The following is a 26662-nucleotide window of genomic DNA, read 5'->3' on the forward strand; positions in this document are numbered from 1 at the left end:
CAGGCCTGTCGGGCGGTTTTGCTGGCAGCCGGGAACCGTTGCCGGTTCCGGCCTGCCGATTAGTTGGCGGCAGCCTTGTTCATGCGGCGACGATCGGATTCGTTCAGGAAACGCTTGCGAATACGGATCGACTTCGGCGTGATTTCCACCAGTTCGTCGTCGTCGATGAATTCCACGGCCGATTCCAGTGTCATCTTGATCGGGGTGGTCAGGCGCACGGCTTCGTCGGTACCGGAGGCACGCACGTTGGTCAGCTGCTTGCCCTTGACCGGGTTTACCACCAGGTCGTTATCGCGGCTGTGGATGCCGATGATCATGCCTTCATACAGCTTGTCGCCCGGGGACACGAACATGCGGCCGCGGTCTTCCAGCTTCCACAGTGCGTAGGCCACGGCTTCGCCGTTTTCCTGCGAGATCAGCACGCCATTGTGACGGCCCGGCATGTCGGCTTTCACCGGTGCGTAGTCGTCGAACACGTGGCTCATCAGGCCGGTGCCGCGGGTCATGGTCATGAAGTCAGACTGGAAGCCGATCAGGCCACGTGCCGGAATGTGGTATTCCAGACGGGTACGACCCATGCCGTCGGATTCCATATTGGTCAGCTCGCCGCGGCGACGACCGATTTCTTCCATCACGCCACCCTGGTGGTTGTCTTCCAGGTCGATGGTCAGGTTCTCGTACGGCTCGCACTTCTCGCCGTTGATCTCCTTGTACACCACGCGCGGCTTGGCCACAGCGATTTCAAAGCCTTCGCGACGCATGGTTTCCAGCAGGATGGTCAGGTGCAGTTCGCCACGACCGGACACGCGGAACACGTCGGAGTCTTCGGTGTCTTCGACACGCAGCGCCACGTTGGTCAGCAATTCCTTGGTCAGGCGGTCGCGGATCTGGCGCGAGGTCACGAACTTGCCTTCGGTACCGGCCAGCGGCGAGGAGTTCACCATGAAGTCCATGGTCAGGGTCGGCTCGTCCACGCCCAGCACCGGCAGGCCGATCGGCTGGTCCTTGTCGCAGATGGTCACGCCGATACCGATGTCCTCGATACCGGAGATGATGATGATGTCGCCGGCTTCGGCGCTGTCAACCGGCACGCGCTCCAGACCACGGTAGCCCAGCACCTGGTTGATACGACCGGCGGCAACCTGCTCTTCGTGGTTCATGACCACGACTTGCTGGCCCGGCTTGATGCGGCCGTTCAGCACGCGGCCGATGCCCATGCGACCGGTGTAGGTCGAGTAGTCCAGCGCGGAGATCTGGAACTGCAGCGGGGCGTCGGCATCGCCGGCCGGAGTCGGCACGTGCTTGAGCACGGTCTCGAACAGCGGACGCATGTTGTCAGAGACTTCTTCCAGTTCCAGCTTGGCAAAGCCGTTCAGGCCGGAAGCGTAGATCACCGGGAAGTCCATCTGTTCGTCGTTGGCGCCCAGCTTGTCGAACAGGTCGAAAGTCTGGTCTACCACCCAGTCCGGACGTGCGCCCGGACGGTCTACCTTGTTGATCACCACGATAGGACGCAGGCCCAGGGCCAGTGCCTTCTTGGTCACGAAACGGGTTTGCGGCATCGGGCCTTCAACGGCATCCACCAGCAGCAGTACGCCGTCCACCATGCCCAGAACGCGCTCTACTTCGCCACCGAAGTCGGCGTGACCAGGGGTGTCAACGATGTTGATGTGCACACCTTCGTACTCGACGGCGGTGTTTTTGGACAGAATGGTAATGCCACGCTCTTTTTCAAGATCGTTGGAGTCCATTACACGTTCGTCAACTTGCTGGTTTTCACGGAAAGTACCGGATTGACGCAGCAGCTGGTCAACCAGTGTGGTTTTGCCGTGGTCAACGTGGGCGATAATGGCGATGTTACGAATTTGTCGGGTCATGGGAACACGTAGTTTTAGAAAGTCGCGCGAATCATAGCACAAACAGGGTTACAGTTCACCGCCTGGGGTGGCTTTATTTCGGTACACTGGCGGCGTTTCATCAGGAGAACAACACAATGTACGACTGGAATGCGCTTTGGCACACTCATGCCGGCAAACAGCAGCGTTTTGCGAGCGAGACGCTGGACATCAACCAGCTGGCCCCGGAACTGGGCGCCACGCTGCATCGCGCCGCGCGCAACCCGCACGACATCGCCGTCTATGACCACGGCGACCACTACAGCCTGCTGCGCCACGACCAGGGCCTGCAGCTGCTGCGCCTGGAAAAACGCGTCCTGTTCGACATTGCCATCCGCCTGGTCACCGCGGACGAGGGCCAGCCGCTGGCCCTGCCCTATCTGGAAGTGCTGGTCGACAACCTCGCCACCGGCGAAGCCAGCAGCTGGCGCGCCGAGGTTCGCTGCAACGAGGACGGCGAGCTGCTGGCCAACGACACCCCGCTGCAACACGAGCAGCCGCCGGCGATGGACTGGCCCGAGCTGAGCTTCGCCGACGACGCCCGCTTCGCCGCCGCACTGCGCGACAGCTGGCAGGAAGCCGCCGAAGCCGTCACCCTCGACGCCGCCGCCTGGTTCAACGCCGAAGCGCTGGAGCAGCACGCGGCCGAGCCGCCGCTGGACGCGCGCATCCAGCAGATGTGCGAGCGCTACGCCGAGATCGTCCGCCGCGAACAGGCGCTGCTGTCGCGCCAGTTCAGCGACGAGGAGCTGATGCTGATCGCCGAGGTGTTGCGCGGCGTGACCTTCGAATCCGCCGAATCCTGCCGCGGCCTGTGGCTGGCGGTGGAAAACCGGCTGCTGCAGGACGAGCTGGACCGCAAGCACGGCGTCGATGGCGCCGCGCTGCTGCGCCAGCTGCAACAGCTGAGCTACACCCAGGAAGTGGCGCTGATCGAGGCGCTGGCGCCGGCGCAGGACTGAGCAAAAAAAACGGGGCAATCCGTCCAAAGATTGCCCCTACCCCTATCCATTCAGCAGAAAGTGAACACCGTTTGCTGATGCACTGCATCATAGCGGCGCCAGATTACGCCGCCGTGACAGGGAACAGCGTCAGCACCACCTTGCCGAGATTGCGGTTGTCGGCCAGATACCGGTGTGCCTCGGCCACCGCCACCAGCGGATAGCTGCTGTCCAGCGTCACCCGCGCACGGCCGGACTGCAGCGCCGGCAGTACCTGCGTTTCCAGCGCCTGCGCCAGCTGCGCGCGCCGCGCCAGCGGCTGGGTGCGCAGGGTCGAGCCCTGCACCCGCAGGCGCTTCATCAGCAGCTGCGCCAGATTGATCTCGCCCTTGCTGCCGCCCATCACCCCGATCAGCAGCAGGCGGCCGTCGGCACGCAGACTGGCCAGATTGTCGGCAAACAGCGCGGCGCCCACCGGGTCGAGGATCACGTCGACGCCGCCGGCGGCTTTAAGGTTGGCCGCAAAGCCCGGCTGCCGGCTGTCGATGGTCAGCGTCGCACCCAGCGACTGGCAGTAGCAGCGCTTCTCCTCGCTGCCGGCGCTGGCCACCACCTCGGCGCCGAGCAGGCCGGCCAGCTGGATCGCCGCCGCGCCGACCCCGCTGGCGCCGGCGTGGATCAGCGCCCGTTCGCCCTCCTGCAGCTCGGCCAGTTCGACCAGGTTCAGCCACGCCGTCATCCACGCCTCCGGCAGGCTGGCGGCCTCGACCCAGCTCAGCCAGTCCGGCTTCGGGATCGCCACCGCGCTGTCCAGCAGTGCGTACTCGGCATAGCCGCCGCCCGCCACCAGCCCGAACACGGCATCGCCCTGCTGGAAGCGCGACGGGCCGTTCACCTCATCGACGATGCCGGCCACCTCCAGCCCCAGCAGCGGCGACGCACCCGGCGGCGGTGGGTAGTGTCCCTCGCGCTGCACCAGATCCGCGCGGTTCACCCCGGCGGCCAACACCCTGACCCGCAGCTGGCCCGGCTGCGGCTGCGGTTTCTCGATCAACGCCAGTTCCAGCGTCTCCACCCCGCCCGGGGCCTGTTGAATCACGGCCTGCATAGACATCATTGACCCTCCGCAAGCTAAGCATGTGCACTTGCATTACAATAGCACGCCATGAGCGCACCCTGTTTCCACTGCGGGCTTCCCGTTCCCGCCGATGCCGACTACCCCGTCCGTTACCGCCAACTCCACCAGCAAACCTGCTGCGCCGGCTGCCAGGCCGTGGCGCAGACCATCATCGACGCCGGACTGGACGACTACTACCAGCACCGCACCGAAGGCGGCCGCCAGGCCGAGGCGCTGCCGGCCGAGCTGCTGCAACAGATGCAGCTGTACGATAACGACGAACTGCAGAAAAGCTTCGTCCACCTCGAAAGCGAACAGGTCCGCGAAGCGGCGCTGATGCTGGAGGGCATTACCTGCGCCGCCTGCGTCTGGCTCAACGAGCAGCAACTGCGCCGCCTGCCCGGCGTGCTGACGGTGGACATCAACTACGCCACCCACCGCGCCCGCGTGCGCTGGGACAACGACCGGCTGCAGCTGTCCGCCATCCTGGAGGCCATCGCCGCCATCGGCTACCGCGCCCACCCCTACGACGCCTCGCGCCAGGAAGCACTGCACCAGAAGGAACGCAAGCAGGCGCTGAACCGGCTATGGGTCGCCGGGCTGTCGATGATGCAGGTGATGATGTACGCGGTGCCGGTGTACATGGCGCCGGACGGCGAGATCGAGGCGCAATACCTATGGCTGCTGCACTGGGCCAGCTTCGTGCTGACCGTGCCGGTGGTGATCTACTCCGCCATTCCGTTCTACCGCGCCACCTGGCGCGACCTGAAGACACGCCGCGCCGGCATGGACACCCCGGTCACCATCGGCATCCTCACCGCCTTCTTCGCCAGCTTCTGGGCACTGATCAACCGCATCGAACACGGTATCTACTTCGACTCGGTGTCGATGTTCGTGTTCCTGCTGCTGGGCGGGCGCTACCTGGAAGGCATGGCGCGACGCAAGACCGGCGAGGCCACCGAACGGCTGGTCAAACTGCTGCCGGCCTTCGCCCACCGCCTGAGCAACTGGCCGGCCTCGCGCGACAGCAGCGAGGTGGCTGCGGCCAACCTTGCGCTGGGTGACCTGCTACTGGTCAAGCCCGGCGAAACCATTCCCGCCGACGGCATCATCCGCGACGGCCAGTCCAGCATCGACGAATCGCTGCTCAGCGGCGAGAGCCTGCCGGTCGCACGCCGCAGCGGCGAGGAAGTGGTCGCCGGCAGCGTCAACAGCGCCAGCCCGCTGGTGATCGAGGTCAACCGCATCGGCCAGGGCACCCGCCTGGCCGGCATCGTGCGGCTACTAGACCAGGCGCTGGCGGAAAAACCGCGCCTGGCGCTGCTCGCCGACCGCTTCGCCAGCGTGTTTGTCGCCGCGCTGCTGCTGGTGGCGCTGGCCACCTTCGCCGGCTGGTACTGGTTTGAGCCGGCGCGCGCGCTGTGGATCACCGTCGCGGTACTTGTGATCTCCTGCCCCTGCGCGCTGTCGCTGGCGACACCGGCGGCACTCACCGCCGCCACCGGCCACCTGGCGCAGCTGGGCGTGCTCACCGCCCGCGGCCATGCGCTGGAGACGCTGAGCAAGATCAGCGACGTGGTGTTCGACAAGACCGGCACCCTCACCCACGGCCGCATGCAGCTGCTGCACACCCGGACCTTCGGCACGCTCGACGAGGGCGCGGCGCTGGCGCTGGCGGCGGCGATGGAGTCCGGCTCCGAACACCCGATCGCGCGGGCGCTGCTGGCCGCTAACGCGGCACCGCTGCCGGCGCTGGGCGACGTGGTCAACACTCCCGGCCAGGGCATCAGCGCCCGCCTGCAGGACACCGTCTGGCGCCTGGGGCGGCCGGAGTTCGTCAGTAGCCGCGCGCCAGCCACACCGGATAACTGGCCGGCGGCGGCGACCTGCATCGCGCTGGGCCACGACGACGAGATCGTCGCCCTGTTCGCCATCGGCGACCAGCCGCGCGCCGAGGCCGCCGCCGTGGTGCAGCAGCTGCAGCGCCGCGGCCTGACCCTGCACCTGCTGTCCGGCGACGCCGCGCCTGCGGTCGAACACCTTGCGGCCAACCTTGACCTGGATCACGCGCGCGCCGCGGCCACGCCGGAAGACAAGCTGGCCTACGTCAGCCGGCTGCAGCAACAGGGCCGCCGCGTGCTGATGATAGGCGACGGCGTCAACGACGCGCCGGTGCTGGCGCGCGCCGACGTATCGCTGGCGATGGGCGGCGGCACCGACGTCGCCCGCGCCAGCGGCGACCTGATCCTGATCCACGACGAGTTGGGCCGCCTGCCGGCGACGCTGGCGCTGGCGCAGCGCACCATGCACATCATCCGCCAGAACCTGTGGTGGGCGGCGCTGTATAATCTGCTGGCGCTGCCGCTGGCCATCGCCGGCTGGGTCACGCCGTGGCTGGCCAGCCTCGGCATGGCGCTCAGCTCCTTGCTGGTGGTGGGCAACGCCCTGCGTCTGATCAAACGAGATAAATGATGGAAAGCCTTTATTTGCTGATACCGATGAGCATCGTGCTGGTGTTTTTCATCGGCGTGCTGTTCTGGTGGTCGACCCGCTCCGGCCAGTTCGACGATCTGGAAGGCCCGGCGCACCGCATCCTGATGGACGACGACGACACCAGCGACGACGGCACCCCGCCCGCCGCACGCTGAGCACCGCCCCACCCCTGACGCCACGTCGAGACTTCGGCGTGGCGTCGCGCTTTTCCGTCATGCCGCCACGCGGCGTGGCAAAAAAACGGGGGAGCAAGCTCCCCCTCGAAAACCGAACCGCTGCAGGGCACGCAGCCGGCACGGCCACAGCCCGACCGCCACCGTGTCACGGCGACCATCGGCTGGCCGCCATTGTCCGCAGCGGCGCATCAGCCGGCCAATTAATTGTCGCCAAACTGGTGATTATGTTTTTCAATCACCCTGCCGCGTCACAAGGCGGCGGGCAGCCGCTAAAATGGCCGGCCCGGCGCGATGATGCCAATGGCGTCACCCGCGATCCCCACCAACACAGCGCCGCCGCGATCGCGGCCAACTTAGGACACGACACAGATGAGAATCCTGATTCTGGGAGGAGGACAAGTTGGCGCCAGCGTGGCGGAGAATCTGGTCAGCGAAGGCAACGACGTCACCATCGTCGACCAGGACAGCGCCCTGCTGAAGCTGCTGCAGGACAAGCTGGACATTCGCACCGTGCAGGGCAACGCCGCCCAGCCCGCCATCCTGCAAGAAGCCGGCATCGGCGAAGCCGAAATGCTGCTGGCGCTGACCCGCAACGACGAAACCAATCTGGTGGCCTGCGCACTGGCGGAGCAACGCTACAACGTGCCCACCCGCATCGCCCGCCTGCGCGCCGCCGACTACGTGGACGGCGACACGCCGGTGATGCGGCAGTTTGGCGTCGAGCACGCCATCTGCCCGGAGCAGATCGTCACCGACAACCTGCTGCGCGTGCTGGCCTATCCGCGCGCGCTGCAGGTGCTGGACTTTGCCGGCGGCAAGGTGCAGCTGGTGGTGGCGCGCGCGGTGGCCGGCGGCAAGCTGCTGGGCAAGCCGCTGCGCCAGCTGCGCGAGGACATGCCGGAAGCCGATTGCCGCATCTGCGCCATCTACCGCAAGGACAAGCTGGTGCGCCCCGACGGCGACACCGTGATCGAGGCGGACGACGAGGTGTTCTTCATCGCCGCCCGCCCGGACGTGGCCGCCATGCTCAACGAACTGCGCGCCAGCGAGAAGCCGGTGCGCCGGGTGATGATCGCCGGCGGCGGCAATATCGGCTACCGGCTGGCCCGCATGCTGTCCGCCAAGTACGAGGTCAAGCTGATCGAGCACGGCAGCCAGCGCGCACGCTGGCTGGCGGAAAACCTGCCCAAGGCCCTGGTGCTGCACGGTGAAGCCACCGACGAGGGTCTGCTGGAAAGCGAAAACATCGACGAGATGGACGTGTTCTGCGCGCTGACCAACGACGACGAGGACAACCTGATGTCCACGCTGCTGGCCAAGCGCATGGGCGCGCGACGGGTAATCGCGCTGGTGAACCGCTCCAGCTATGTCGACCTGCTGGAAGGCAATCGCATCGACATCGTGATTTCGCCCTACCTGTCCACCATCGGCTCCATCCTCGCCCACCTGCGCCGCGGCGACGTGGTGGCCGCACAACCGGTACGCCGCGGCGCGGCGGAAGTGATGGAGGTGGTCATCCACGGCGACGAAAAAACCTCCAGCTTGGTTGGCTGCCGGCTGGACGCCATCGATTTGCCGGACGGTTGCAGCATCAGCGCGGTCATCCGCGGCCAGCAGGTGCTGATGGCGCATCACGACCTGCAACTGCAGGCGGAAGACCACGTGATCTTCTTTGTGCACGGCCGCCACAAGGTGCGGCAGATCGAAAAACTCACGCAAGTGAAACTGGGGTTCTTCTGATGGCCATTCGCGGCATCCACCACCTTGCCATCATCACCGCGGACTACCCGCGCGCCCGTGCCTTCTATACCGCCACGCTGGGCTTTGCCGTGCTGTCCGAGCACTACCGCCAGGCGCGCGAGTCGTGGAAGCTCAACCTGGCGCTGCCCGACGGCAGCCAGATCGAGCTGTTCAGCTTTCCCGCCCCGCCGCCGCGGCCAAGCCGGCCGGAGGCCTGCGGCCTGCGCCACCTGGCCCTGCGCGTGGACAACCTGGACGAGGAAATCGCCCGCCTGCAGGCGGCCGGCGTCGAGTGCGAAGCGGTGCGGGTGGACGAATACACCGGCCAGCGCTTTACCTTTCTGGCCGATCCGGACGGCTTGCCGATTGAGCTTTACGAGCAGGTGGACTAAATGAGCAAGCTGCTGCCCATCCTGCACGTGCTGTCCAAGCTGATGCTGTTGTACTCGCTGCTGTTCGCCATCCCCTGTGCGGTGTCCTGGCTGTATGACGACGGCACCGCCATCGACTTTGCCTACTCGGCACTGGCCGGCGGCGCCTTCGGCAGCGTGCTGTGGCTGCTCACCCGTCGCTTCGAGCGCGAGCTGAAGCCACGCGACGGCTTCACCCTGGTCACCCTGCTGTGGCTGACCTTTGCCACCATGTCCGCCGTGCCGCTGCTGCTCTACATCCCGGGCATGAGCTTCACCAATGCCTTTTTCGAGGCCATGTCCGGGCTGACCACCACCGGCGCCACGCTGATTCCCGGCCTGGACCGGCTGCCGCCGGCCATCAATTTCTGGCGCCACTTCCTGAACTGGGTCGGCGGCATGGGTATCATCGTGCTGGCGGTGGCCATCCTGCCGATGCTGGGCATCGGCGGCATGCAGCTGTACAAGGCGGAAACACCCGGCCCGATGAAGGACAGCAAGCTGGCGCCGCGCATCGCCCAGACTGCGGCCAACCTGTGGTACGTGTACGCCGGGCTGACCGCCGCCTGCGCACTGAGCCTGTGGCTGGCCGGCATGAACGGGCTGGACGCCGTCTGCCATGCGTTTGCGGCCTTGTCGCTGGGCGGCTTCTCCACCCATGATGCCAGCGTCGGCTATTTCAACTCGGTGGCGATCGAGGTCATCCTGTCCGGCTTCATGGTGCTGGCGGCGCTGAACTTTGCCACCCACTTCCTGGCCTGGCGTAGCCGCAGCCTGAAGAGCTATCTGCACGATACCGAGGCCCGCCATATCGTCGCCCTGCTGGCCGGCAGCATCCTGGTGCTCAGCCTGTGGCTGTGGTGGCTGGGCATCTACAGCCTGCCGGCCGCGCTGCGCCATGTTTCCTTCAACCTGATTTCCATCGCCACCGATTCCGGCTTTGCCAGCACCGACTACGCGCAGTGGCCGATCCTGGTGCCGCTGTGGATGCTGTTCCTGTCCTGCCTGACCGCCAGCTCCGGTTCCACCGGCGGCGGCATCAAGATGATCCGCACCCTGATCCTGACCCGGCAGGGCTATCGCGAGATGAGTACCCTGCTGCACCCGCGCGCGGTGCTGCCGCTGATGCTGGGCGGACGGACCATTCCCGACAGCGTCGCCTTTTCCGTGCTCGGCTTCATCTTCGTGTACTTCATCAGCGTGGTGCTGCTGACCTTTACCCTGATTGCCAGCGGCCTGGATTTCATCTCGTCCTTCACCGCCATCGTGGCCTGTATCAACAACGCCGGCCCCGGCCTGGGACAGGTGGGACCTGCCAGCAATTATTCCGGTCTAAGTGATTTTCAGACCTGGGTCTGCAGCTTTGCCATGTTGCTGGGCCGTCTGGAGATCTTCACCATCCTGATCCTGTTTACCCCAACCTTCTGGCGAAAATGACCATGCGACACCCCCTGACCCTGCTGGCTTTCGCCCTGCTACCCTGCTTTGCCCACGCCGTCAGCGACAGCACGCTACTGGCCGCACGCGAAGCCTTCCGCAACAACGACAGCGCCCAGCTGGCCAGCCTCGGCGACGGCAGCGGCGATCGCGACCCGCTCGCCGCGTGGCCCGGCTACTGGCAGGCGCGACTGGCGCTCGACAACGGCGACGACAACCCGAGCCGCGCCTTCATCAGCAACGGCGGCAACGCCTTCCTGCGCGAGCGGCTGCTCAACGACTGGGTACAGTCGCTGGGCAAGCGCGGCGACTGGGACGGCATCCTGCGCGTGGCGCCGGCACTGGCCAGCGAGGCGCGCGACGCCGACAGCGGCTGCTGGCTGGACGTCGCCACCCTCAACCGCCGCCAGACCGTGGCCAGCGCGCCGGACCTGTGGCAGAACGTGCGCCTGTCCGACGGCTGCGCGCGGCTGCTGGAAGAACAGGCCGCCCGCGGCATCCTGGCCCCGGCGCAGACCGAGGCGCGCATGCGCCTGCTCCTGGCCGGCAACTATCTGACCGTGGCGCGGCGACTGGCGGCTGCGGCCAACCTTGGCGAGCGCTTCTTCACCCCCGGCGGTGCCGAACAGCAGGTGCAGCAGCTGCTGACTCTCGGCAAGAACAACCCGGTGGCGGCGCTGGAGCGGGCCGCCGCCAGCGAGGCGATGTTCAGCAAGGCGCAGAGCGGCTTCCTGTATGGCCAGCTGGCGCTGCGCAGCGCGCAGCGGCTGAACATGCCGCAGGCGCTGGACGCCTTCGAGCGCGCCGACCCGCAACAGCTGACCGAAGAGCAATGGGAATGGTGGCTGCGCGCCGCACTGCGCCAGCAGGACTGGGCGCGGCTGGAGCAGCTGAGCCGCCGCCTGCCGGAAACGCTGGCCGCCAAGGGCGCCTGGCAGTACTGGCGCGCGCGCAGCCTGCAGGCGCTGGGCCGCGGCAACGAGGCCACGCCGCTGTTGATCAGGATCAGCTTCGAGCACAACTACTACGGCCTGCTAGCCAAGGAAGAACTGGGTACCACGCTGGAAGCGCCGCTCAGCCGCAGCCCGACCCCGCCGGCCCTGCAGCGCCAGCTGCTGGCCGACCCCGACATCCAGCACGCGCTGGCGCTGTTCGAGCTGTCGCTGCGCAGCAACAAGCCGGAGTGGCGTGAAGACGGCCGCCGCGTATGGCGCTGGGCGCTGCGCGGCCGCAACGACGAGCAACTGCTGGCCGCCGCCGAGATCGCGCTGGATCGCCACCTCTACGACATGGCGATCTACGCCGCCGAGCGCACCGTGCGCACCCACGACTTCAGCCTGCGCTTCCTGACCCCGTACCGCGACACCACCCGCCGCTACGCCAGCCAGCTGGAAATCGACGAGGCCTGGGTCTACGGTCTGATCCGCCAGGAGAGCCGCTTCCTCAACGTCGCCCGCTCCGGCGTCGGCGCCAGCGGCCTGATGCAGCTGATGCCGTCGACCGCGAAATGGGTGGCCGGCAAGATGGGCATGGGCAGCTACCAGGTCAACGACGTGGACACCAACATCCGCCTCGGCACCTGGTACCTGCGTCACGTGCTGGACAACCTGTCCAGCCACCCGGTACTGGCCACCGCCGCCTACAACGCCGGCCCAGGCCGCGCCCGCGGCTGGCAGGCGGCGATGCCGCTGGAAGGCGCCATTTACGCGGAAACCATTCCGTTTAGCGAGACCCGCGACTATGTTCAGAAGGTGATGGCCAATGCGGTCTATTACGCCGGCGCGTTCCGCCAGCCCGGCAACACGCTGAAATCGCGGCTGGGCACCATCCCGGCACGCTGACCAAGGCTCCGAAAGGACAAGAACATGCACCAATTCAACAGAATCGCCGTGATCGGCGGCACCGGCTTTGTCGGCAGCTACGTGGCCGAAGAGCTGACCCGCTACGGTGCGCAGCTGAGCATCGCCACCCGCCGCCGCGAGCGGCACAAGGGCCTGCTGCTGCACCTGCCGGGCGCGGACCTGATCGAGACCAACGTCCACGACGCCGCACAGCTGGAGCAATTCCTCACCGGCCACGACGCGGTGGTCAGCATGGTCGGCATCCTGCACGGCTCGCGCAGCGACTTCGAGAAGGCGCACGTGCAGCTGGTTGGCAAGATCATCGCCGCCTGCCAGAAGCTGGGCATCCGCCGCGTCGTCCACATCAGCGCGCTGGGCGCCGGCGAGACCGCCCCCAGCGACTACCAGCAGACCAAGGGCAAGGCCGAGCGCCTGCTGCGCGATAGCGGCCTGGACGTCACCATCCTGCGCCCGTCGGTGATTTTCGGCGCCGGCGACAGCTTCCTGACCCTGTTTGCCCACCTGGCCGCCGTCGCGCCCTTCATCCCGCTGGCCGGCGCCGACACCCGCTTCGCGCCGGTGTGGGTGGAAGACGTCGCCCGCGCGGTGCGCGTGTGCCTGGAGCAGGACACCAGCATCGGCCAGACGCTGGAGCTGACCGGCCCCAACACCTACACCCTGCGCCAGCTGGTGGCCTATGCGGCCAACCTTGCCGGCCATCCGCGCACGCTGATCGCGCTGCCGGAGGGCCTCGCCATGCTGCAGGCGACGCTGATGGAACTGCTGCCGGGCACGCCGCCGCTGAGCCGCGACAACGTGCGCTCGCTGCGGGTCGATAACGTCAGCCAGCAGCCGTTCCCGGCCCTGCTCGGCTTCAGCCCGGCGGCACTGGAGGCGGTGGCGCCGCTTTATCTGGGCGAGCGCGAGTTCAACCGCCAGCTCGACCGTTACCGCGCGCAGGCGGCCCGCCGATGAAGTGCTACATCGTCGGCGGCGCCGTGCGCGACCGCCTGCTGGGGCTGCCGGTGGCTGACCGCGACTGGGTGGTGGTCGGCGCCACGCCGGAGATGATGCAGGCGCGCGGTTTCCGCCCGGTGGGCAAGGACTTCCCGGTCTTCCTGCACCCGCAAACGCAGGAGGAGTACGCGCTGGCGCGCACCGAGCGCAAGAGCGGGCGCGGCTACCACGGCTTCGTGTTCCACACCTCGCCCGAGGTGACGCTGGAGGAAGACCTGATCCGCCGCGACCTCACCATCAACGCCATCGCCGAGGACGAACACGGCCAGCTGACCGACCCCTACGGCGGCCAGGCCGACCTGCAGGCGCGGCTGCTGCGCCACGTCAGCCCGGCCTTCGCCGAAGACCCGGTGCGCATCCTGCGCCTGGCGCGCTTTGCCGCGCGTTTCGACTTCGCCGTCGCCGAGGAGACCATGCAGCTGATGCGTGACATGGTGGCCGCCGGCGAGGCCGACGCGCTGGTGGCGGAACGGGTATGGCAGGAGCTGGCCAAGGGCCTGATGACGGCCAAACCGTCGCGCATGTTCACCGTGCTGCGCAACTGCGGCGCGCTGGCGCGGCTGCTGCCGGAGCTGGACGCGCTGTTCGGCGTGCCGCAACGCGCCGACTACCACCCGGAAATCGACACCGGTGACCACGTGATGCGGGTGCTGGACTACACCGCCGCCTGCGGCCAACCCTTGAGCGTGCGCTTTGCCGCGCTGATGCACGACCTGGGCAAGGCGCGCACCCCGGCCGACATCCTGCCGCGCCACCTCGGCCACGAGGCGCGCGGCGAGGCGCCGCTGCTGGCGCTGTGCGAGCGGCTGCGGGTGCCGGCCGACTGCCGCGATCTGGCGCGCCTGGCCACGCTCTACCACACCAAGATCCACCGCGCCGCCGAACTGCGCGCCGACACCGTGCTGCGCCTGCTGCGCGACTGCGACGCGTTGCGGCGGCCGGAACGCTTCCTGCAGCTGCTGGAGGTGTGCGTCGCCGACGCCCGCGGCCGGCTGCACTTCGAGCGCTGCGACTACCCGCAGGCCGGGTGGCTGCGCCAGCTGCTGGCCGCGGCGCAGTCGGTCGACGCCGGCGCCGTCGCCCGCGACTGCGCCGACAAGCGCGACATCCCGCAGGCGGTAGACCGCGCCCGCGTCGCCGCCATCGCCGCCTGCCGCCGCCAGCTGTTCCCCGCCGAAAGCCAGTCGTGAGCGCGCTCGATGTCACGCTGCTGCGCGGCGGCACCAGCAAGGGCCTGTTTTTCCGCCACGACGACCTGCCGCCGGCCGGCGCGGCGCGCGATGCGCTGCTGCTGCGCGTGCTGGGCAGCCCCGACCCCTACGGCAAGCAGATCGACGGCCTCGGCACCGGCATCTCCACCACCAGCAAGGTGGTGCTGCTGCGGCCGTCGCAGCGTGACGACCACGACATCGACTACCTGTTCGGCCACGTGTCGATCGCCGCGCCGCTGATCGACTGGTCCGGCAACTGCGGCAACCTCAGCGCCGCGGTGCCACTGTTCGCGCTACTGCAGGGCATGGTGGCGCACGCGCCGCGCGACGGCGCCGTCAGCGTGCGCATCTGGCAGGCCAATATCGGCAAGACCATCATCGCCGAACTGGCCATGCGCGACGGCCGGCCGGTGTGGGAAGGCGACTACCGCATCGACGGCGTCGCCTTCCCCGGCGCGCCGCTGACGCTGCGCTTCCTCGACCCCGCCGGCGGCGCCAGCGGCCGGCTGTTTCCCACCGGCCGCGTCTGCGACACGCTGAACCTGCCGGACGGCAGCACCCTCGCCGCCACGCTGATCGACGCCGGCAACCCGACCGTGTTCGTACGCGCCGCCGATGTCGGCCTCGCCGGTGACGAGCGCGGCGACATCGCCGATGCCGCGGTCAACCGGCGGCTGGAGTGGGCTCGTGCCGCCGGCGCGGTGGCGATGGGCCTCTGCACCGACATCGACACCGCCAGCCGCGAACGCCCGGCGACGCCCAAGGTGAGCTTTGTGTCGCCCGCCACGGAACCCGGCGCGGCGCTGACCGCGCGCATCCTGTCCATGGGGCGGCTGCACCACGCCTACACCGGCACCGGCGCCATCGCGCTGGCGGCTGCCGCCGCGATCGACGGCACGCTGGTGGCCGAAGCCTGCGGCGGCGTGGTGCGCGGCGAGGCGCTGCGCTTTGCCCACGCCAGCGGCCAGCAGCAGCTGGAGGCGCGGCTGTCGCCCTCGCCGGCAGGCTGGCACATCGACGAGGTGGTGATGACGCGCACCGCGCGGCCGCTGCTGCAGGGCAGCCTGTTCCTGCCGAGCCAGCACTGAGCGTTGCGGCCAACCTTGGCCAAGGTTGGCCGCAATAGTGCCCGTTAGCTCTTTGTCATCGCATGCTGGCATACTGCGGCTTTCCACCTGCACCAGGAGCCACCATGGCCATCCTTATCCTGTTCGGCCTCGTCACCCTCATCGTCATCGCCGGCCTGCGCGTCATCGACCAGCAGACGCTGGCCATCGTCGAGACCTTCGGCAAGTTCGCGCGCGTGCTCACCCCGGGCCTGAACTGGATCATCCCCGGCGTGCAGCGCATCGCCTGCCTGATGGACCTGCGCGTGCAGGAGCTGTCGGCGCAGGTCGAGGTCAAGACCCGCGACAACATGTTCGTCACCCTGCCGGTGGCGATCATGGTGCGGGTGATTCCGGAACGCGCCGCCGATGCCTTCTACCAGCTGGCGTCGCCGCAGGAGCAGGTCAAGACCTGGGTGCTCAATACCCTGCGCTCGTCCACCGCGGCGATGACGCTGATGAACATGTACGAGGACCGCGACGAGCTGGCGCAGCAGATGCAGGCCAGCCTCGCCGAGCGCATGGGCACCTACGGCTACGAGATCGTCAGCGTGCTGATCGACCAGCCGACGGTGTCGGAAGAGGTGCAGCACGCGTTCAACAGCGTGATCGCCTCCGAGCGCAAGCGCGAGGCGGCGGTGCAGGAGGCGGAGGCCAAGCGCATCCTGATCGTCGGCGAAGCCCGCGCCGAGGCCGAATCGCAGCAGCTGCGCGCCGAGGGCCTCGCCCGCGCCCGCACGGTGCTGGCCGCCAGCCTGACCGAGGCCATCGCCCAGGCCAAGGGCAGCGGCATCAGCGAGAACGACATCATGTACCTGCTGCTGGAAACCAACCGCCTCGACACCGTGAAATACGCCAGCGAGAAGGGCAAGCTGGTGCTGATGGACCTGCGCGCACCCGCCAGCCAGGCCGGGCTGCAGATTCCGCTGGATTGAGCCAGCCCCGCCCGCCGCACAGCACAAGGTTGGCCGCAAGCTTGCGGCCAACCTTGTTTCGCCTTCCGGCCGCCGCCACGATGCGGCAAGCTTATTGACGTTGCACCACGGCAGCGGGCATGATGCCAGAGCACAAATAAGCGGGATCCACCCGCGCTGCAGACAAAGGAAGCGGAGAAACCATGAGTCAGTTCGACAACGTCAGCGTCGTAAAAGAAGCCAATGTTTATTTTGACGGCAAGTGCGTCAGCCACGGCATCATCATGCCGGACGGCAGCCGCAAGTCCGTCGGCGTGATCCTGCCGGCCAAGCTGCTGTTCAGCACCGGCGCGCCGGAAATCATGGAAATCCTGGCCGGCGAGTGCAAGGTCACCCTCGCCGGCGAAACCAGCGCCAGCAGCTACAAGGCCGGCGACTCGTTCAAGGTGCCGGGCGAAAGCTCGTTCCAGATCGAGGTCAGCGACACCGTGCACTACGTCTGCCACTTCGGCTGAGCCGTACGCCGGCACGACCAGCGGGGCCACTTCGGTGGCCCCGTTTTCATTGCGGCCAAGCCCGACTACGCCATTGGTGGCAGCCGCTTCCGCCGGATGGTCGGCCTTGACCCAGAACAAGGCCGCCCGCCTTGCCGCTTGCTACTGTGCGCCGGTCCCGACTGACGGAAACACAGCATGCAACGTCTTCCCGAACTGATCTGCCCGGCGGGCAGCCTGCCCGCGCTGAAGGCCGCCATCGACAATGGCGCGGACGCGGTCTATCTCGGCCTCAAGAACGACACCAACGCCCGCAATTTTGCCGGGCTGAACTTCGACCACCGCAGTGCCAGCGAGGGCATCCGCTACGCCCGCGACCGCCAGCGCAAGGTGCTGATGGCGATCAACACCTACGCCCGCGGCGGCGACAGCCTGCGCTGGCGCACCGCCATCGACGAGGCCGCCGCGCTGGGCGTCGACGCGGTGATCCTCGCCGACCTGGGCCTCCTCGCCTACGCGCACGAACGCTACCCGGCGCTGCGCCTGCACCTGTCGGTACAGGGCTCGGCCACCAACTACGAAGCCATCAATCTGGCGCAATCGCTGTTCGGCGTGCAGCGCGCGGTGTTGCCGCGGGTGCTGACGCTGGACCAGGTGCGCCACGTGATCGCGAATACCAGCGTCGAGATCGAGGTGTTCGGCTTCGGCAGCCTGTGCGTGATGGTGGAAGGCCGCTGCCTGCTGTCCAGCTACGCCACCGGCGAATCGCCGAACAGCCACGGCGTCTGTTCGCCGGCGCGCTTCGTGCGCTGGGAGGACAACGGCCAGGGCATGGACGCCCGCCTCAACCACATCCTGATCGACCGCTACGGCGCCAGCGAAACCGCCGGCTACCCGACGCTGTGCAAGGGCCGCTTCGAGGTGGAGGGCCACACCGACTACGTGCTGGAACAGCCGTCCAGCCTCAACGTGCTGGCGATGCTGCCGCAGCTGCTGGACGCCGGCGTCGCCGCGATCAAGGTCGAAGGCCGCCAGCGCAGCCCGGCCTATGTCGCGCAGGTCACCCGCGCGCTGCGCGAGGCACTGGACCAGGCCGGCCAGAGCGCACAGCGCTTCAGCGTCAAGCCGGCCTGGCAACAGGCGCTGGCCAAGGTGTCGGAAGGCCAGCAGGTCACGCTCGGCGCCTACGACCGCCCGTGGAAATAACAAGGAGACGCTTCAGTCATGTCACATCCCGCCATGAGGCTCTCGCTCGGGCCGCTGCAGTACTTCTGGTATCGCGACCAGGTCATGGAGTTTTACGCCGAAGCCGCCGGCTGGCCGCTGGACATCATCTATCTGGGCGAAGTGGTCTGTTCGCGGCGCCAACAATTGCGCACCCGCGACTGGATCGCCCTCGCCGACGATCTTGCCGCCAGCGGCAAGGAGATCATCCTGTCCAGCCAGGTCCTGCTGGAGAGCGAAAGCGACCTCAAGCGCCTGCGCCAGCTGATCGAACACGGTGCCGTGCGGCTGGAGGCCAACGATCTGGGCGCGGTGCGCCTGCTGCACGAGCGCCAGCTGCCCTTCGTCGCCGGCCCGCACCTCAACATCTACAACCGCGACACCCTGCGCCTGTTCCAGCGACTGGGCGCCTACCGCTGGGTGTGCCCGCTGGAGTGCAGCGCCAGCCTGCTGCGCGACATCCTCGGCGACGAGGAAGACCTGCCACAGACCGAGCTGTTTGCCTGGGGCCGGCTGCCGCTGGCCTACTCCGCGCGCTGCTTTACCGCCCGCCACTACCGGCTGAACAAGGACGACTGCCAGTTCAAGTGCCTGGAGCATCCGGAAGGCATGACCATGCACACCCAGGACGGCCAGCCCTTCCTCGCCATCAACGGTATCCAGACCCAGTCCGCGGCGCGGCAATCGCTGCTGGCGCACTACCCGGCGCTGCAGCACAGCGGCGTCGACATCCTGCGCCTCAGCCCGCAGGCCGACAACATGGCCGCCATCGTGCAGCAGTTCCGTGACGTGCTGACCCAGCCGGCCACCGCGGCTGCTGCCGCAACCCGGCTGCAGTCGCTGTCCGCGATGCCGCTGGCCGACGGCTACTGGCGCGGCGAAGCCGGCATTGCCTACCAGGGAGACCACCATGCCTGTTCCTGAATTTACCCTGCCACCCTTCGGCCGCCGCTGGCTGCAACGCCTGCCGGCGACGCCGCCGGCGTGGCTGCTGGTGCACAGCCTCAACCAGCTGCAGAAGCGGCAGGTGCTGGCCGCCGACATGAGCCTGCTCAGCGGCAAGACCTTCGCCGTGGAGATCTGCGACGCCGGCCTGACGCTGACCTTCCGTGCCGATGACGAGCGCTTCCACACCGGCAGCAGCGGCGACGCGCCCGACCTGCGGCTGGCCGCCAATCTGGCCGACTTCCTGCGGCTGATGCTGCGCGAGGAAGACCCGGACACGCTGTTCTTCTCGCGCCGGCTGCGCATCGAGGGCGACACCGAGCTGGGGCTGATCGTGAAAAACCTGCTCGACAGCGTCGACTGGGACAGCACGCCGCTGCGCCGCTTCATGCAGCACTAGCGCTGTAAACCCGCTATGGCAAAAGGTTGGCCGCAACGCCGCGCAGCGTTGCGGCCAACCTTTTGTCCGTTCGTCAGCCCTTCGCGATTAGCGGATGTGCGGCAGCCCCTCGCCGCTGGCGATGCGCTGGTGCACCACGGCATTGAAGTGGCCGATCCAGCGCCGGTCGAACTGCGACTCGCAGGCGTTCAGCTCCGCCACCGCGCGCAGCAGCGATCGGGCCTGCTGGCGCTGGCTGTGCTTCAGGATCACCGCCTCGAACGCGTCGACGATCGCGATCAGCCGCGCGCCGTCGCAAATGCTGTCGCCGCCCAGTCCGGCCGGATAGCCCTTGCCGTCCAGCCGTTCGTGATGCTGGCGCACCATCAGCGCCGCCTCCTCCCAGCCCGCCATCCGCGCCAGCAGCTCGGCGCCCCACTGCGGGTGATGCACCAGCTGCGCCCGCTCCTCCTCGCTCAGCCGCCCCTGCTTCAGCCATAGCGCTTCCGGCAGGAACATCATGCCCAGATCGTGGAGGTAGATCGCCGCCTCCAGCTGCAGCGGGTTGACCGCGAAACCCGCCGCCTCGTTGCAGGCGCGCGCCAATAGCAGGTTGCGCTCGGTACGCCCCTGGAACAGCAGCGAACGCTGCTCGAACTGCATCGCCAGCTGGTGGAACAGGCGCAGGTCGTCGCGCTGGCTGGCGCTGAGCGCGGCGGCCTCGGCGTCGGCCTGATACGGCACCACCGGCTTGTAACCGGTCACCGTCTCGATCAGATGCGCGATGGCGCCGTCCAGCGCCGCCGGAGGCGTTTGCGCGACCTGCGCCAGCTCGTGACACAGCAGGTGGAAGTCGGCCAGCATCGCCTCGCTGTGCAGCTCCAGCGTCTGCATCAGCAACTCCAGCCGGTCCAGCGCCAGGAACAGCACCTGCTCGATGTTGTAGCTGAACAGCAGCTCGCCGCTGCGCACCCGTACCAGCACTTCCTCCATGCCGTGCAGCAGGGGCGCCACGAAGCCCAGCCGGCACAGCCCGGCGTCGCCCTTGATGGTGTGCAGCAGGCGCATCAGTTCGCCCAGCAGCGCACTGTCGCCTGGCTTTTGCCGCAGCGCGCTCAGCAGATGGGCGATCCGCGGCGCATAGTCTTCCAGCGCATTCTGGAAATCGGTAAAGCTTTCTTCGTCTTCGATGCGGTAATACGCAGGTAAATTGGCCACGCCACGTCTCCGGAGAATGTCGGGTCTAGTCTGTCTTATCGATGCTGTATAGCCAATGACAACGCAATGTGCCACAGCCGGCGGCAACGCGCCGCCAAAGCTTGACCAGACGCAATGATTGCCGCCTTCCGCCCAGGATTTCCGACAATTTTCTCCCCGCACGCCAAAAAACACTTGCCGAGGACGACACCAACAGGCAGACTGCGTTCTGCAGTTTTTCAAGATGTGATCTGTCAGTTGTTGTAGTGGCCCTGCCCGTACCACAGTTTGTCATTTCTCTTGATTGACATGCGCTTTTCTCAATTTACCTATTCTCCAAAGGGAACAGAACATGGCAACCGGTACCGTTAAATGGTTTAACGACTCCAAGGGCTTCGGCTTCATCACTCCTGACAACGGCGGCGACGACGTTTTCGCTCACTTCTCCCAGATCAACTCCAAAGGCTTCCGCACCCTGGCTGAAAACCAGCGCGTAAGCTTCGACATCGTTGACGGCCCTAAGGGCAAGCAAGCTTCCAACATCCAGCCAGAGTAATTCTGCCGCTGGCTGTACGAAAGCCTAAAAAAACCCGGATCATGTCCGGGTTTTTTGTTTTGTTACCCCGTGCAAGGCACCGCCATGAACACCACCGACCAAGACGCCATTCTCGATGCAACCCGCCGTTGGCTGGAAAACGCCGTCATCGGGCTGAACCTGTGCCCGTTTGCCAAGTCGGTCTACGTCAAGAACCAGGTGCGCATCATCGTCAGCGAAGCACGCGATCCGGCCACCCTGCTGGAACAGCTGATGCTGGAGTTGCGCCTGCTGCAGGAAACCGATCCGCAGGAAACCGACACCACCCTGCTGGTGCACCCGTACACGCTGCAGCGCTTCCTCGATTTCAACGATTTCCTCGAAATTGTCGATGCCGCGGTGGCCGACATGGGGCTGGAAGGCGAAATCCAGGTGGCCAGCTTCCACCCGAAATTCCAGTTTGCCGACACCACCGTCAACGATATCGGCAACTTCACCAACCGCTCGCCCTACCCGACCCTGCACCTGATCCGCGAAAGCAGCATCGCGCGCGCAGTCGAGGCCTTTCCGGAGGCGGAGGCGATCTTCGAGCGCAATATCGAGGTGCTGGAAGAGCTGGGTCACGCCGGCTGGGCGGCGCTGGATGTCGGCCCGGAACGCAACAAGCGATAAAAAAACATCACGCCTGGCGTGATGTTTTTCATTACCGGCTGGCCGTGGCGCCGCTTACTGCTTGTGCGGGTGCCTGCCGGTGATGTCGCGGTAAAAGGCGCGGATCTGCGGCATGTCCGCCGCGATATCGCCGCTGGGCTGATACAGCGCCAGGATACCGCCACGCTTGCGGGGATAATCGAGATACGCCAGCGCAATCGGCACGCCGGCGCCCTGTGCGATGTAATAGAAACCGCTCTTCCACTCCGTCACCCGGCCACGGGTGCCCTCCGGCGGCACCGCCAGCACCAGCGCGTCACGCTGGCGGAACTCGGCCACCATCTGCTCCACCAGCGAGTTGTTCTGGCGACGGTCAACCGCGACGCCACCCAGCCAGCGCATCAGCGGCCCGAACGGCCCGCTGAACAGGGTGTGCTTGCCCATCCAGTAGATACGGGCACGGGCGGCAAAGCAGAACATCAGGGTGAGCGGAAAATCCCAGTTGCTGGTGTGCGGCGCACCGATCAGCACGTACTTCTGCAGGCGGGGGAAATCGCCGTCCAGCCGCCAGCCGAGCAGACGCAGCGTGGCAACGGAAAACCAGCGACAAAGGGTACGCACGACCGGCGTATCGAAAATGGTGTAGTGCATGCAACGCCCCAAAGGCGATAACCGCAGGGGCTAGCGCAATCCGATCAGCTTGCCGGCCACCAGGGTGGCCGGCGCAAAGAGGGCGAGAGTGTACACCATGTGCCGCAGCGCGGGCTTAATGCGGCGGCAGCTGTCCGGTCACGATCAGCTTGATGATGCGCTCGGCGGTGTCCATGTCCGCCTGCTGGTACGCCGACTTGACGTAGGGCAGCAGCCGCGCCAGTTCCGCCTCGCTGGCATTCGCGACCAGTGCCGACATGTCGTAGATGAAGCGCACGAACAGCACACCCGGCTCCGGCTCCTCGATGCGCATGATGCGCGAGCCGCCCGGATGCAGCTCCGAGGCCTGGGCGTGGTAGCGCACCTCCTGCTCCGCCTCCAGCTCGATACGCTCGTGCACGATCAGGGTGCCGAAGGCGATTTCACGCTGCCAGACGCTACCCTCGCGCGACACGATGCGCGCACTGGTGATGTTTTCGTCGAACTGCATCGGCAACTCGGCGCGCAGCACCAGCCCCTGCCACAGCTGCTGCCGGGTCAGCATCGGCGCCTGGCTGCTATCGGCGGGAGAGATGCGAATCAAATGTTCAAACTGCATGACAACAATCCTCACAGTGGCGGTTTCGCCGGTGATGTTCCGATGCCGGTTATTGTAGCTTGGTTGCAATTTTGCAACACAAAAAGCCGGCACTCACAGCATTTTTTAATCAAACAACACCGCAGCTTAAAGCCATTAATCACACATTATTAAGCAACAACGATAACGCCATTAATCAAAGATTAAGACATGCTCTAATTGCATACGCTATGCCATAACAGAGCATGCCCATAAGGCCATGCCGTGGCGCCGCCAAGCGGCCGGCAAGCACAGCGGCCGGCCATACGGTACAGAAGATCAACCCCACACCAACATCGAGACTCGGGTTCGCTTCTTCCCATGATTGCACCACTACAAAAAGCGTCGTACCTCGGCAATGCCAGCGTCAGCCAGTTCGTGACCCAGCTGGCCGACTGGCTGGATGGCGAGGCGTTTGGCGAACACCAGTTCTACATCCGCGACAAGATCCTGCCGGACGGCTACGACCGCGCCTTCCGTGCCGACACCCTGCAGCAGGCCTTCCAGCGTTTTTACTGGAATGGCCGCCACTACGACCAGCATCTGGCGATCCAGCAGTCCTTGCGCGAACGGCTGACCCTGGCGCTGAGCCAGCAGCACGACGCACTGGTCGACATCATCGACGACACGCTGCTGTGGGCCTCCGGCGGCAAGGTGATCAAGCTCTACACCCTGAACCGCGACTGGGCCCGCAGCCATGCGGCCAACCTTGCCACCAAGCTGCAGCGCAGCCTCGCCATCTTCGCCAGCGACACACCGGATTGCAGCGCCTTCGACGGCGAGCTGCGCATGAACGCCGGCTTCACCAAAGTGTACACCCTGGCCGCGCCGCGATTGCTGGCCTACGACGGCCGCACCGGCGCCGCCCTGGGTTATCTGGTGCGCCAGTTCTGCGAGAAAAACCGCCTGCTGCTGGACCCGAACCTGTGCTTCCCGTGGGCGCCAGGCGCGTCCACCATGAACCGCAACCCCAGCACCGAGCTGCTGCACTTCAAGCAGCTGGCCAACCGCAGCCGTTTCCACGCCGAGTGGAAAATCCGCGCCGGCTGGCTGCTGGGCGCCGCCTGTGACGCCGCCCGCAGCGACTGGTGCAAGGGTGACGCCGGCCTGCGCCGCGTCGAGGCCGCACTGTTCATGATCGGCTACGACATCCCGCTGGCCAAGAAGCCGGCCCGCGCCGGCCGTAGCCTGCTGGCCGTCTGAGGCCGCCCCGCCTGCGCGCCCTCCGCGTTTCTGGCATGATCAGGGCATGGCAAGCGCACGTTTGCCGTGCCTGTCGACCTCAAGGACCATGCCGCCGTGACTGATCATGTAATGAACTGGGAAGCGCTGCTTTCCACCCGCCGTTTCAAACTGCAGGCCGGCAAGGTGCTGGCATCAACGCCCCCTGCCACGCTGGAGGCCACGGCGGGCCTGCGCAGCGACTTTCACATCGACCACGACCGGCTGGTATTCTCCAGCGCCTTCCGCCGCCTCGGGCGCAAGACCCAGGTGCACCCGCTGGCCAGCCACGACCACACCCACAACCGCCTCACCCACAGCGTGGAAGTCGCCAGCGTTGGCCGCAGCCTCGGCAACCGCGTCGGCGCCATGATGCAGCACGCCGAGCTGCTGCCGGCCGGCTACACCCCGTTCGACATCGGCAGCGTGGTGCAGGTCGCCTGCCTGGCCCACGACATCGGCAACCCGCCGTTCGGTCATACCGGCGAAGACGCGCTGCGCGAATGGTTCCGCGACCCGCGTCACGCCCACCTGCTGCACGGCCTGTCCGCGGCGGAACAGGCCGACATCCGGACCTACGAGGGCAATGCCCATGGCCTGCGCATGGTCGCCAGCCTGGAGATGTACGGCAGCGAAGGCGGCATGCGGCTGACCTGTGCCGCGCTCGGCGCGCTGATCAAGTATCCGTGGACCTCGGACGCACCGCGGGCGCAGGCGCGTGGCAAGTTCAACATCTACCGCACCGAGCTGGCCTACTTCGAGCATGTCGCCGCCGAGCTGGGGCTGATCCGCAAGGGCGCGCACGAGTGGGCGCGCCACCCGCTGTCCTACCTGATGGAGGCCGCCGACGACATCTGCTACGCCATTCTCGACCTGGAAGACGCGGTGGAAATCGGCATTCTCGACGTGCGCGAATTCGAGGCGCTGTTCAGCCACTTCGGCGAAACCGAGCGCCTGTGGCACACCGACGATCCGCGCCAGAAGTGCGCGATGCTGCGCGGTATCGCCATCGGCCGCTGTGTCGCCGAAGTCGCCGAGAAGTTCATGGTGCACCAGGACACGCTGCTGCGCGGCAGCTTCCCCGGCAAGGACCTGATCGACGTCTGCGCGCCGCAGATCAAGGAAACCCTGCTCGCCGCCAAGCTACTTGCCAGCCACAAGGTGTACCGCCACCGCACCAAGCTGGTCACCGAACTGGCGTCCTACCCCTGCATCGGCACCGTGCTGGACGTGCTGGTGCCGGCGATCCACACCCGGCTGACCGCGGGTGAAGACGCGCTCAGCGCCCGCCACCAGCTGGCGCTGAACCTGCTCCCCGCCCCGTTGCACCCGGAACAGGGCCTGTACCACGCCTACATGCAGGTGCTGGACTACGTCGGTGCCATGACCGACAACTATGCGGCCAACCTTGCCCGCGAGATCTCCGGCGTCGGCATCCTGTAATCCCGCCCGTGCCGGCAGAACACGCTGTTCTGCCGGCACCGCCCCGCGCAAGGGTTTACCCTCGCACACGGCGACCGGGCGCTGCGCCACAATGTTTGCCCCACCCTCGCGAGCCCACCCATGTTCGAACGCATCCTTACCATCATCCTGCCGGTACTGGTCATCGTGCTGATCGGCGGCGTGTACGCGCGCCGCGCGCGTCCGGACATGCGCGCCGCCAACAAGCTGAACATGGATGTCTGTGTGCCGCTCTTGGTGTTTTCCGCGCTGGCGGCCAAGGATTTCGATCTGCTGGCGCACTGGAAGCTGGTGCCGGCCGCGGCGCTGATCGTGCTGCTGTCCGGCGTGCTGAGCTGGCCGGTGGCGCGGCTATGCCGCATCGACCCGCGCACCCTGCTGCCGGCGATGATGTTCAACAACTGCGGCAACATGGGCCTGCCGCTGGCGCTGCTGGCCTTCGGTCAGCAGGGCTTCCAGGCCTTCGTGGTGCTGTTCATCGTCTCCAACCTGCTGCACTTCACCCTCGGCGCCTTCATTTTCAGCCACCACACCAGCCTGGCCGGGCTGCGCCGCAACCCGATCGTGATCGCCACCCTGCTCGGTCTTGTCTTTGGCCTGAGCGGCATCACCCTGCCAGAGTGGCTGATGGCCGGCATCAGGATGCTGGGCGAGATGACCATTCCGCTGATGCTGTTCGCGCTGGGCGTGCGCATGGTGGACGTCAGCCTTGCCGGCTGGCGCGTCGGCCTGCTCGGCGCCGTGCTGTGCCCGTTGACCGGCCTGGCCGGTGCCGCGCTGGCGATGCCGCTGCTGCAGCTGGCGCCGGAGCAGACCGCGCTGGTGGTGCTGTTCGGCGCGCTGCCACCGGCGGTGCTGAATTTCCTGATGGCCGAGCTGTACAAGCAGGAGCCGGAGCGCATGGCGTCCATCGTACTGATCGGCAACCTTGCCAGCCTGCTGTTTGTACCGTTAGGCTTGGCCTTTGCCTTGCGCTAGAGTGCCACCGAC

General features: G+C 66.7%; 25 protein-coding genes. 20 read left to right on the forward strand and 5 right to left on the reverse strand.

Features of this window, described 5'->3' with window-relative positions; translation table 11 throughout:
• Nucleotides 1-59: 59 nt before the first annotated feature.
• Nucleotides 60-1877: a translational GTPase TypA gene (gene typA, locus IE100_RS08265; protein ID WP_189373630.1), complete on the reverse strand. Its 1818-nt coding sequence runs from the start codon at nucleotides 1875-1877 to the stop codon at nucleotides 60-62.
• Between the two features lie 116 nt (nucleotides 1878-1993).
• Between typA and IE100_RS08270 the strand changes: the two genes are divergently transcribed.
• A complete protein-coding gene (locus IE100_RS08270; RefSeq protein WP_189373631.1) occupies nucleotides 1994-2857 on the forward strand; it encodes a hypothetical protein in 864 nt (287 codons plus the stop codon).
• Nucleotides 2858-2960: 103 nt separating this feature from the next.
• Here IE100_RS08270 and IE100_RS08275 read toward each other — a convergent pair whose 3' ends face one another.
• On the reverse strand, nucleotides 2961-3953 hold the full coding sequence (locus tag IE100_RS08275; protein WP_229800290.1) for an NAD(P)H-quinone oxidoreductase: 993 nt from the start codon (nucleotides 3951-3953) through the stop codon (nucleotides 2961-2963).
• Nucleotides 3954-4001: 48 nt separating this feature from the next.
• Between IE100_RS08275 and IE100_RS08280 the strand changes: the two genes are divergently transcribed.
• The 14 genes from IE100_RS08280 to ubiT all read left to right on the forward strand — a co-directional run bounded on the left by IE100_RS08280 (nucleotide 4002) and on the right by ubiT (nucleotide 19361).
• Nucleotides 4002-6425 (forward strand): heavy metal translocating P-type ATPase, encoded by a 2424-nt coding sequence (locus IE100_RS08280; RefSeq protein WP_189373632.1) that lies wholly within the window; start codon nucleotides 4002-4004, stop codon nucleotides 6423-6425.
• Nucleotides 6425-6601, forward strand: coding sequence for a cbb3-type cytochrome oxidase assembly protein CcoS (gene ccoS / locus IE100_RS08285; RefSeq protein WP_189373696.1), 177 nt, complete (start codon nucleotides 6425-6427; stop codon nucleotides 6599-6601). The genes IE100_RS08280 and ccoS overlap by 1 nt, the downstream gene beginning before the upstream one ends.
• A 390-nt stretch (nucleotides 6602-6991) precedes the next feature.
• Complete coding sequence (trkA, locus tag IE100_RS08290) at nucleotides 6992-8362, forward strand: Trk system potassium transporter TrkA (protein ID WP_189373633.1); 1371 nt, start codon at nucleotides 6992-6994, stop codon at nucleotides 8360-8362.
• On the forward strand, nucleotides 8362-8754 hold the full coding sequence (gene gloA2, locus IE100_RS08295) for an SMU1112c/YaeR family gloxylase I-like metalloprotein (protein WP_189373634.1): 393 nt from the start codon (nucleotides 8362-8364) through the stop codon (nucleotides 8752-8754). The genes trkA and gloA2 overlap by 1 nt, the downstream gene beginning before the upstream one ends.
• On the forward strand, nucleotides 8755-10209 hold the full coding sequence (locus tag IE100_RS08300; protein WP_189373635.1) for a TrkH family potassium uptake protein: 1455 nt from the start codon (nucleotides 8755-8757) through the stop codon (nucleotides 10207-10209). It begins immediately after the preceding gene.
• A gap of 2 nt (nucleotides 10210-10211) precedes the next feature.
• A complete protein-coding gene (locus IE100_RS08305) occupies nucleotides 10212-12050 on the forward strand; it encodes a lytic transglycosylase domain-containing protein (RefSeq protein ID WP_229800291.1) in 1839 nt (612 codons plus the stop codon).
• Nucleotides 12051-12074: 24 nt separating this feature from the next.
• A complete protein-coding gene (locus IE100_RS08310; RefSeq protein ID WP_189373637.1) occupies nucleotides 12075-13025 on the forward strand; it encodes a complex I NDUFA9 subunit family protein in 951 nt (316 codons plus the stop codon).
• Complete coding sequence (locus IE100_RS08315) at nucleotides 13022-14257, forward strand: multifunctional CCA addition/repair protein (protein ID WP_189373638.1); 1236 nt, start codon at nucleotides 13022-13024, stop codon at nucleotides 14255-14257. Before IE100_RS08310 ends, IE100_RS08315 begins: the two co-directional genes overlap by 4 nt.
• Nucleotides 14254-15366 carry a 2-methylaconitate cis-trans isomerase PrpF family protein gene (locus IE100_RS08320; protein ID WP_229800292.1) on the forward strand — a complete coding sequence of 371 codons (1113 nt, stop codon included), beginning with the start codon at nucleotides 14254-14256 and terminating at the stop codon, nucleotides 15364-15366. The genes IE100_RS08315 and IE100_RS08320 overlap by 4 nt, the downstream gene beginning before the upstream one ends.
• Before the next feature lie 104 nt (nucleotides 15367-15470).
• The gene (locus IE100_RS08325) at nucleotides 15471-16319 is read left to right on the forward strand and encodes an SPFH domain-containing protein (protein WP_189373639.1); all 849 of its coding nucleotides are present in this window, start codon (nucleotides 15471-15473) and stop codon (nucleotides 16317-16319) included.
• A gap of 182 nt (nucleotides 16320-16501) precedes the next feature.
• The gene (gene ppnP / locus IE100_RS08330; RefSeq protein WP_120809766.1) at nucleotides 16502-16813 is read left to right on the forward strand and encodes a pyrimidine/purine nucleoside phosphorylase; all 312 of its coding nucleotides are present in this window, start codon (nucleotides 16502-16504) and stop codon (nucleotides 16811-16813) included.
• Between the two features lie 177 nt (nucleotides 16814-16990).
• Nucleotides 16991-17998, forward strand: a complete 1008-nt coding sequence (gene ubiU / locus IE100_RS08335) for a ubiquinone anaerobic biosynthesis protein UbiU (protein ID WP_189373640.1) — start codon at nucleotides 16991-16993, stop codon at nucleotides 17996-17998.
• Between the two features lie 18 nt (nucleotides 17999-18016).
• Entirely contained in the window at nucleotides 18017-18940 is a 924-nt protein-coding gene (locus IE100_RS08340; protein ID WP_229800293.1) for a U32 family peptidase, read from the forward strand.
• Nucleotides 18927-19361, forward strand: coding sequence for a ubiquinone anaerobic biosynthesis accessory factor UbiT (ubiT, locus tag IE100_RS08345; RefSeq protein WP_189373641.1), 435 nt, complete (start codon nucleotides 18927-18929; stop codon nucleotides 19359-19361). The genes IE100_RS08340 and ubiT overlap by 14 nt, the downstream gene beginning before the upstream one ends.
• Before the next feature lie 87 nt (nucleotides 19362-19448).
• On the opposite strand, the gene IE100_RS08350 is transcribed toward ubiT, so the two are convergent.
• Nucleotides 19449-20558, reverse strand: a complete 1110-nt coding sequence (locus tag IE100_RS08350) for an HD-GYP domain-containing protein (protein WP_189373642.1) — start codon at nucleotides 20556-20558, stop codon at nucleotides 19449-19451.
• A gap of 331 nt (nucleotides 20559-20889) precedes the next feature.
• Between IE100_RS08350 and IE100_RS08355 the strand changes: the two genes are divergently transcribed.
• Nucleotides 20890-21093, forward strand: a complete 204-nt coding sequence (locus IE100_RS08355) for a cold-shock protein (RefSeq protein ID WP_047965275.1) — start codon at nucleotides 20890-20892, stop codon at nucleotides 21091-21093.
• Between the two features lie 84 nt (nucleotides 21094-21177).
• A complete protein-coding gene (locus IE100_RS08360) occupies nucleotides 21178-21744 on the forward strand; it encodes a DUF1415 domain-containing protein (RefSeq protein WP_189373643.1) in 567 nt (188 codons plus the stop codon).
• Nucleotides 21745-21798: 54 nt separating this feature from the next.
• Here the strand turns inward: IE100_RS08360 and IE100_RS08365 are convergent, their stop codons facing one another.
• Both IE100_RS08365 and IE100_RS08370 read right to left on the reverse strand, forming a co-directional pair.
• Nucleotides 21799-22374: a lysophospholipid acyltransferase family protein gene (locus IE100_RS08365; protein ID WP_189373644.1), complete on the reverse strand. Its 576-nt coding sequence runs from the start codon at nucleotides 22372-22374 to the stop codon at nucleotides 21799-21801.
• A 115-nt stretch (nucleotides 22375-22489) separates the two neighbouring features.
• On the reverse strand, nucleotides 22490-22972 hold the full coding sequence (locus tag IE100_RS08370; RefSeq protein WP_189373645.1) for an AtaL-like protein: 483 nt from the start codon (nucleotides 22970-22972) through the stop codon (nucleotides 22490-22492).
• A 339-nt stretch (nucleotides 22973-23311) separates the two neighbouring features.
• Between IE100_RS08370 and IE100_RS08375 the strand changes: the two genes are divergently transcribed.
• The 3 genes from IE100_RS08375 to IE100_RS08385 all read left to right on the forward strand — a co-directional run bounded on the left by IE100_RS08375 (nucleotide 23312) and on the right by IE100_RS08385 (nucleotide 26650).
• The gene (locus tag IE100_RS08375) at nucleotides 23312-24193 is read left to right on the forward strand and encodes a hypothetical protein (protein ID WP_189373646.1); all 882 of its coding nucleotides are present in this window, start codon (nucleotides 23312-23314) and stop codon (nucleotides 24191-24193) included.
• Nucleotides 24194-24304: 111 nt separating this feature from the next.
• Nucleotides 24305-25654 (forward strand): deoxyguanosinetriphosphate triphosphohydrolase, encoded by a 1350-nt coding sequence (locus tag IE100_RS08380; protein WP_189373699.1) that lies wholly within the window; start codon nucleotides 24305-24307, stop codon nucleotides 25652-25654.
• Between the two features lie 120 nt (nucleotides 25655-25774).
• Nucleotides 25775-26650 carry an AEC family transporter gene (locus IE100_RS08385; RefSeq protein ID WP_189373647.1) on the forward strand — a complete coding sequence of 292 codons (876 nt, stop codon included), beginning with the start codon at nucleotides 25775-25777 and terminating at the stop codon, nucleotides 26648-26650.
• Nucleotides 26651-26662: the final 12 nt, after the last annotated feature.

Origin of the sequence: Vogesella alkaliphila (assembly GCF_014652475.1) — a bacterium.
GTDB lineage: Bacteria > Pseudomonadota > Gammaproteobacteria > Burkholderiales > Chromobacteriaceae > Vogesella > Vogesella alkaliphila.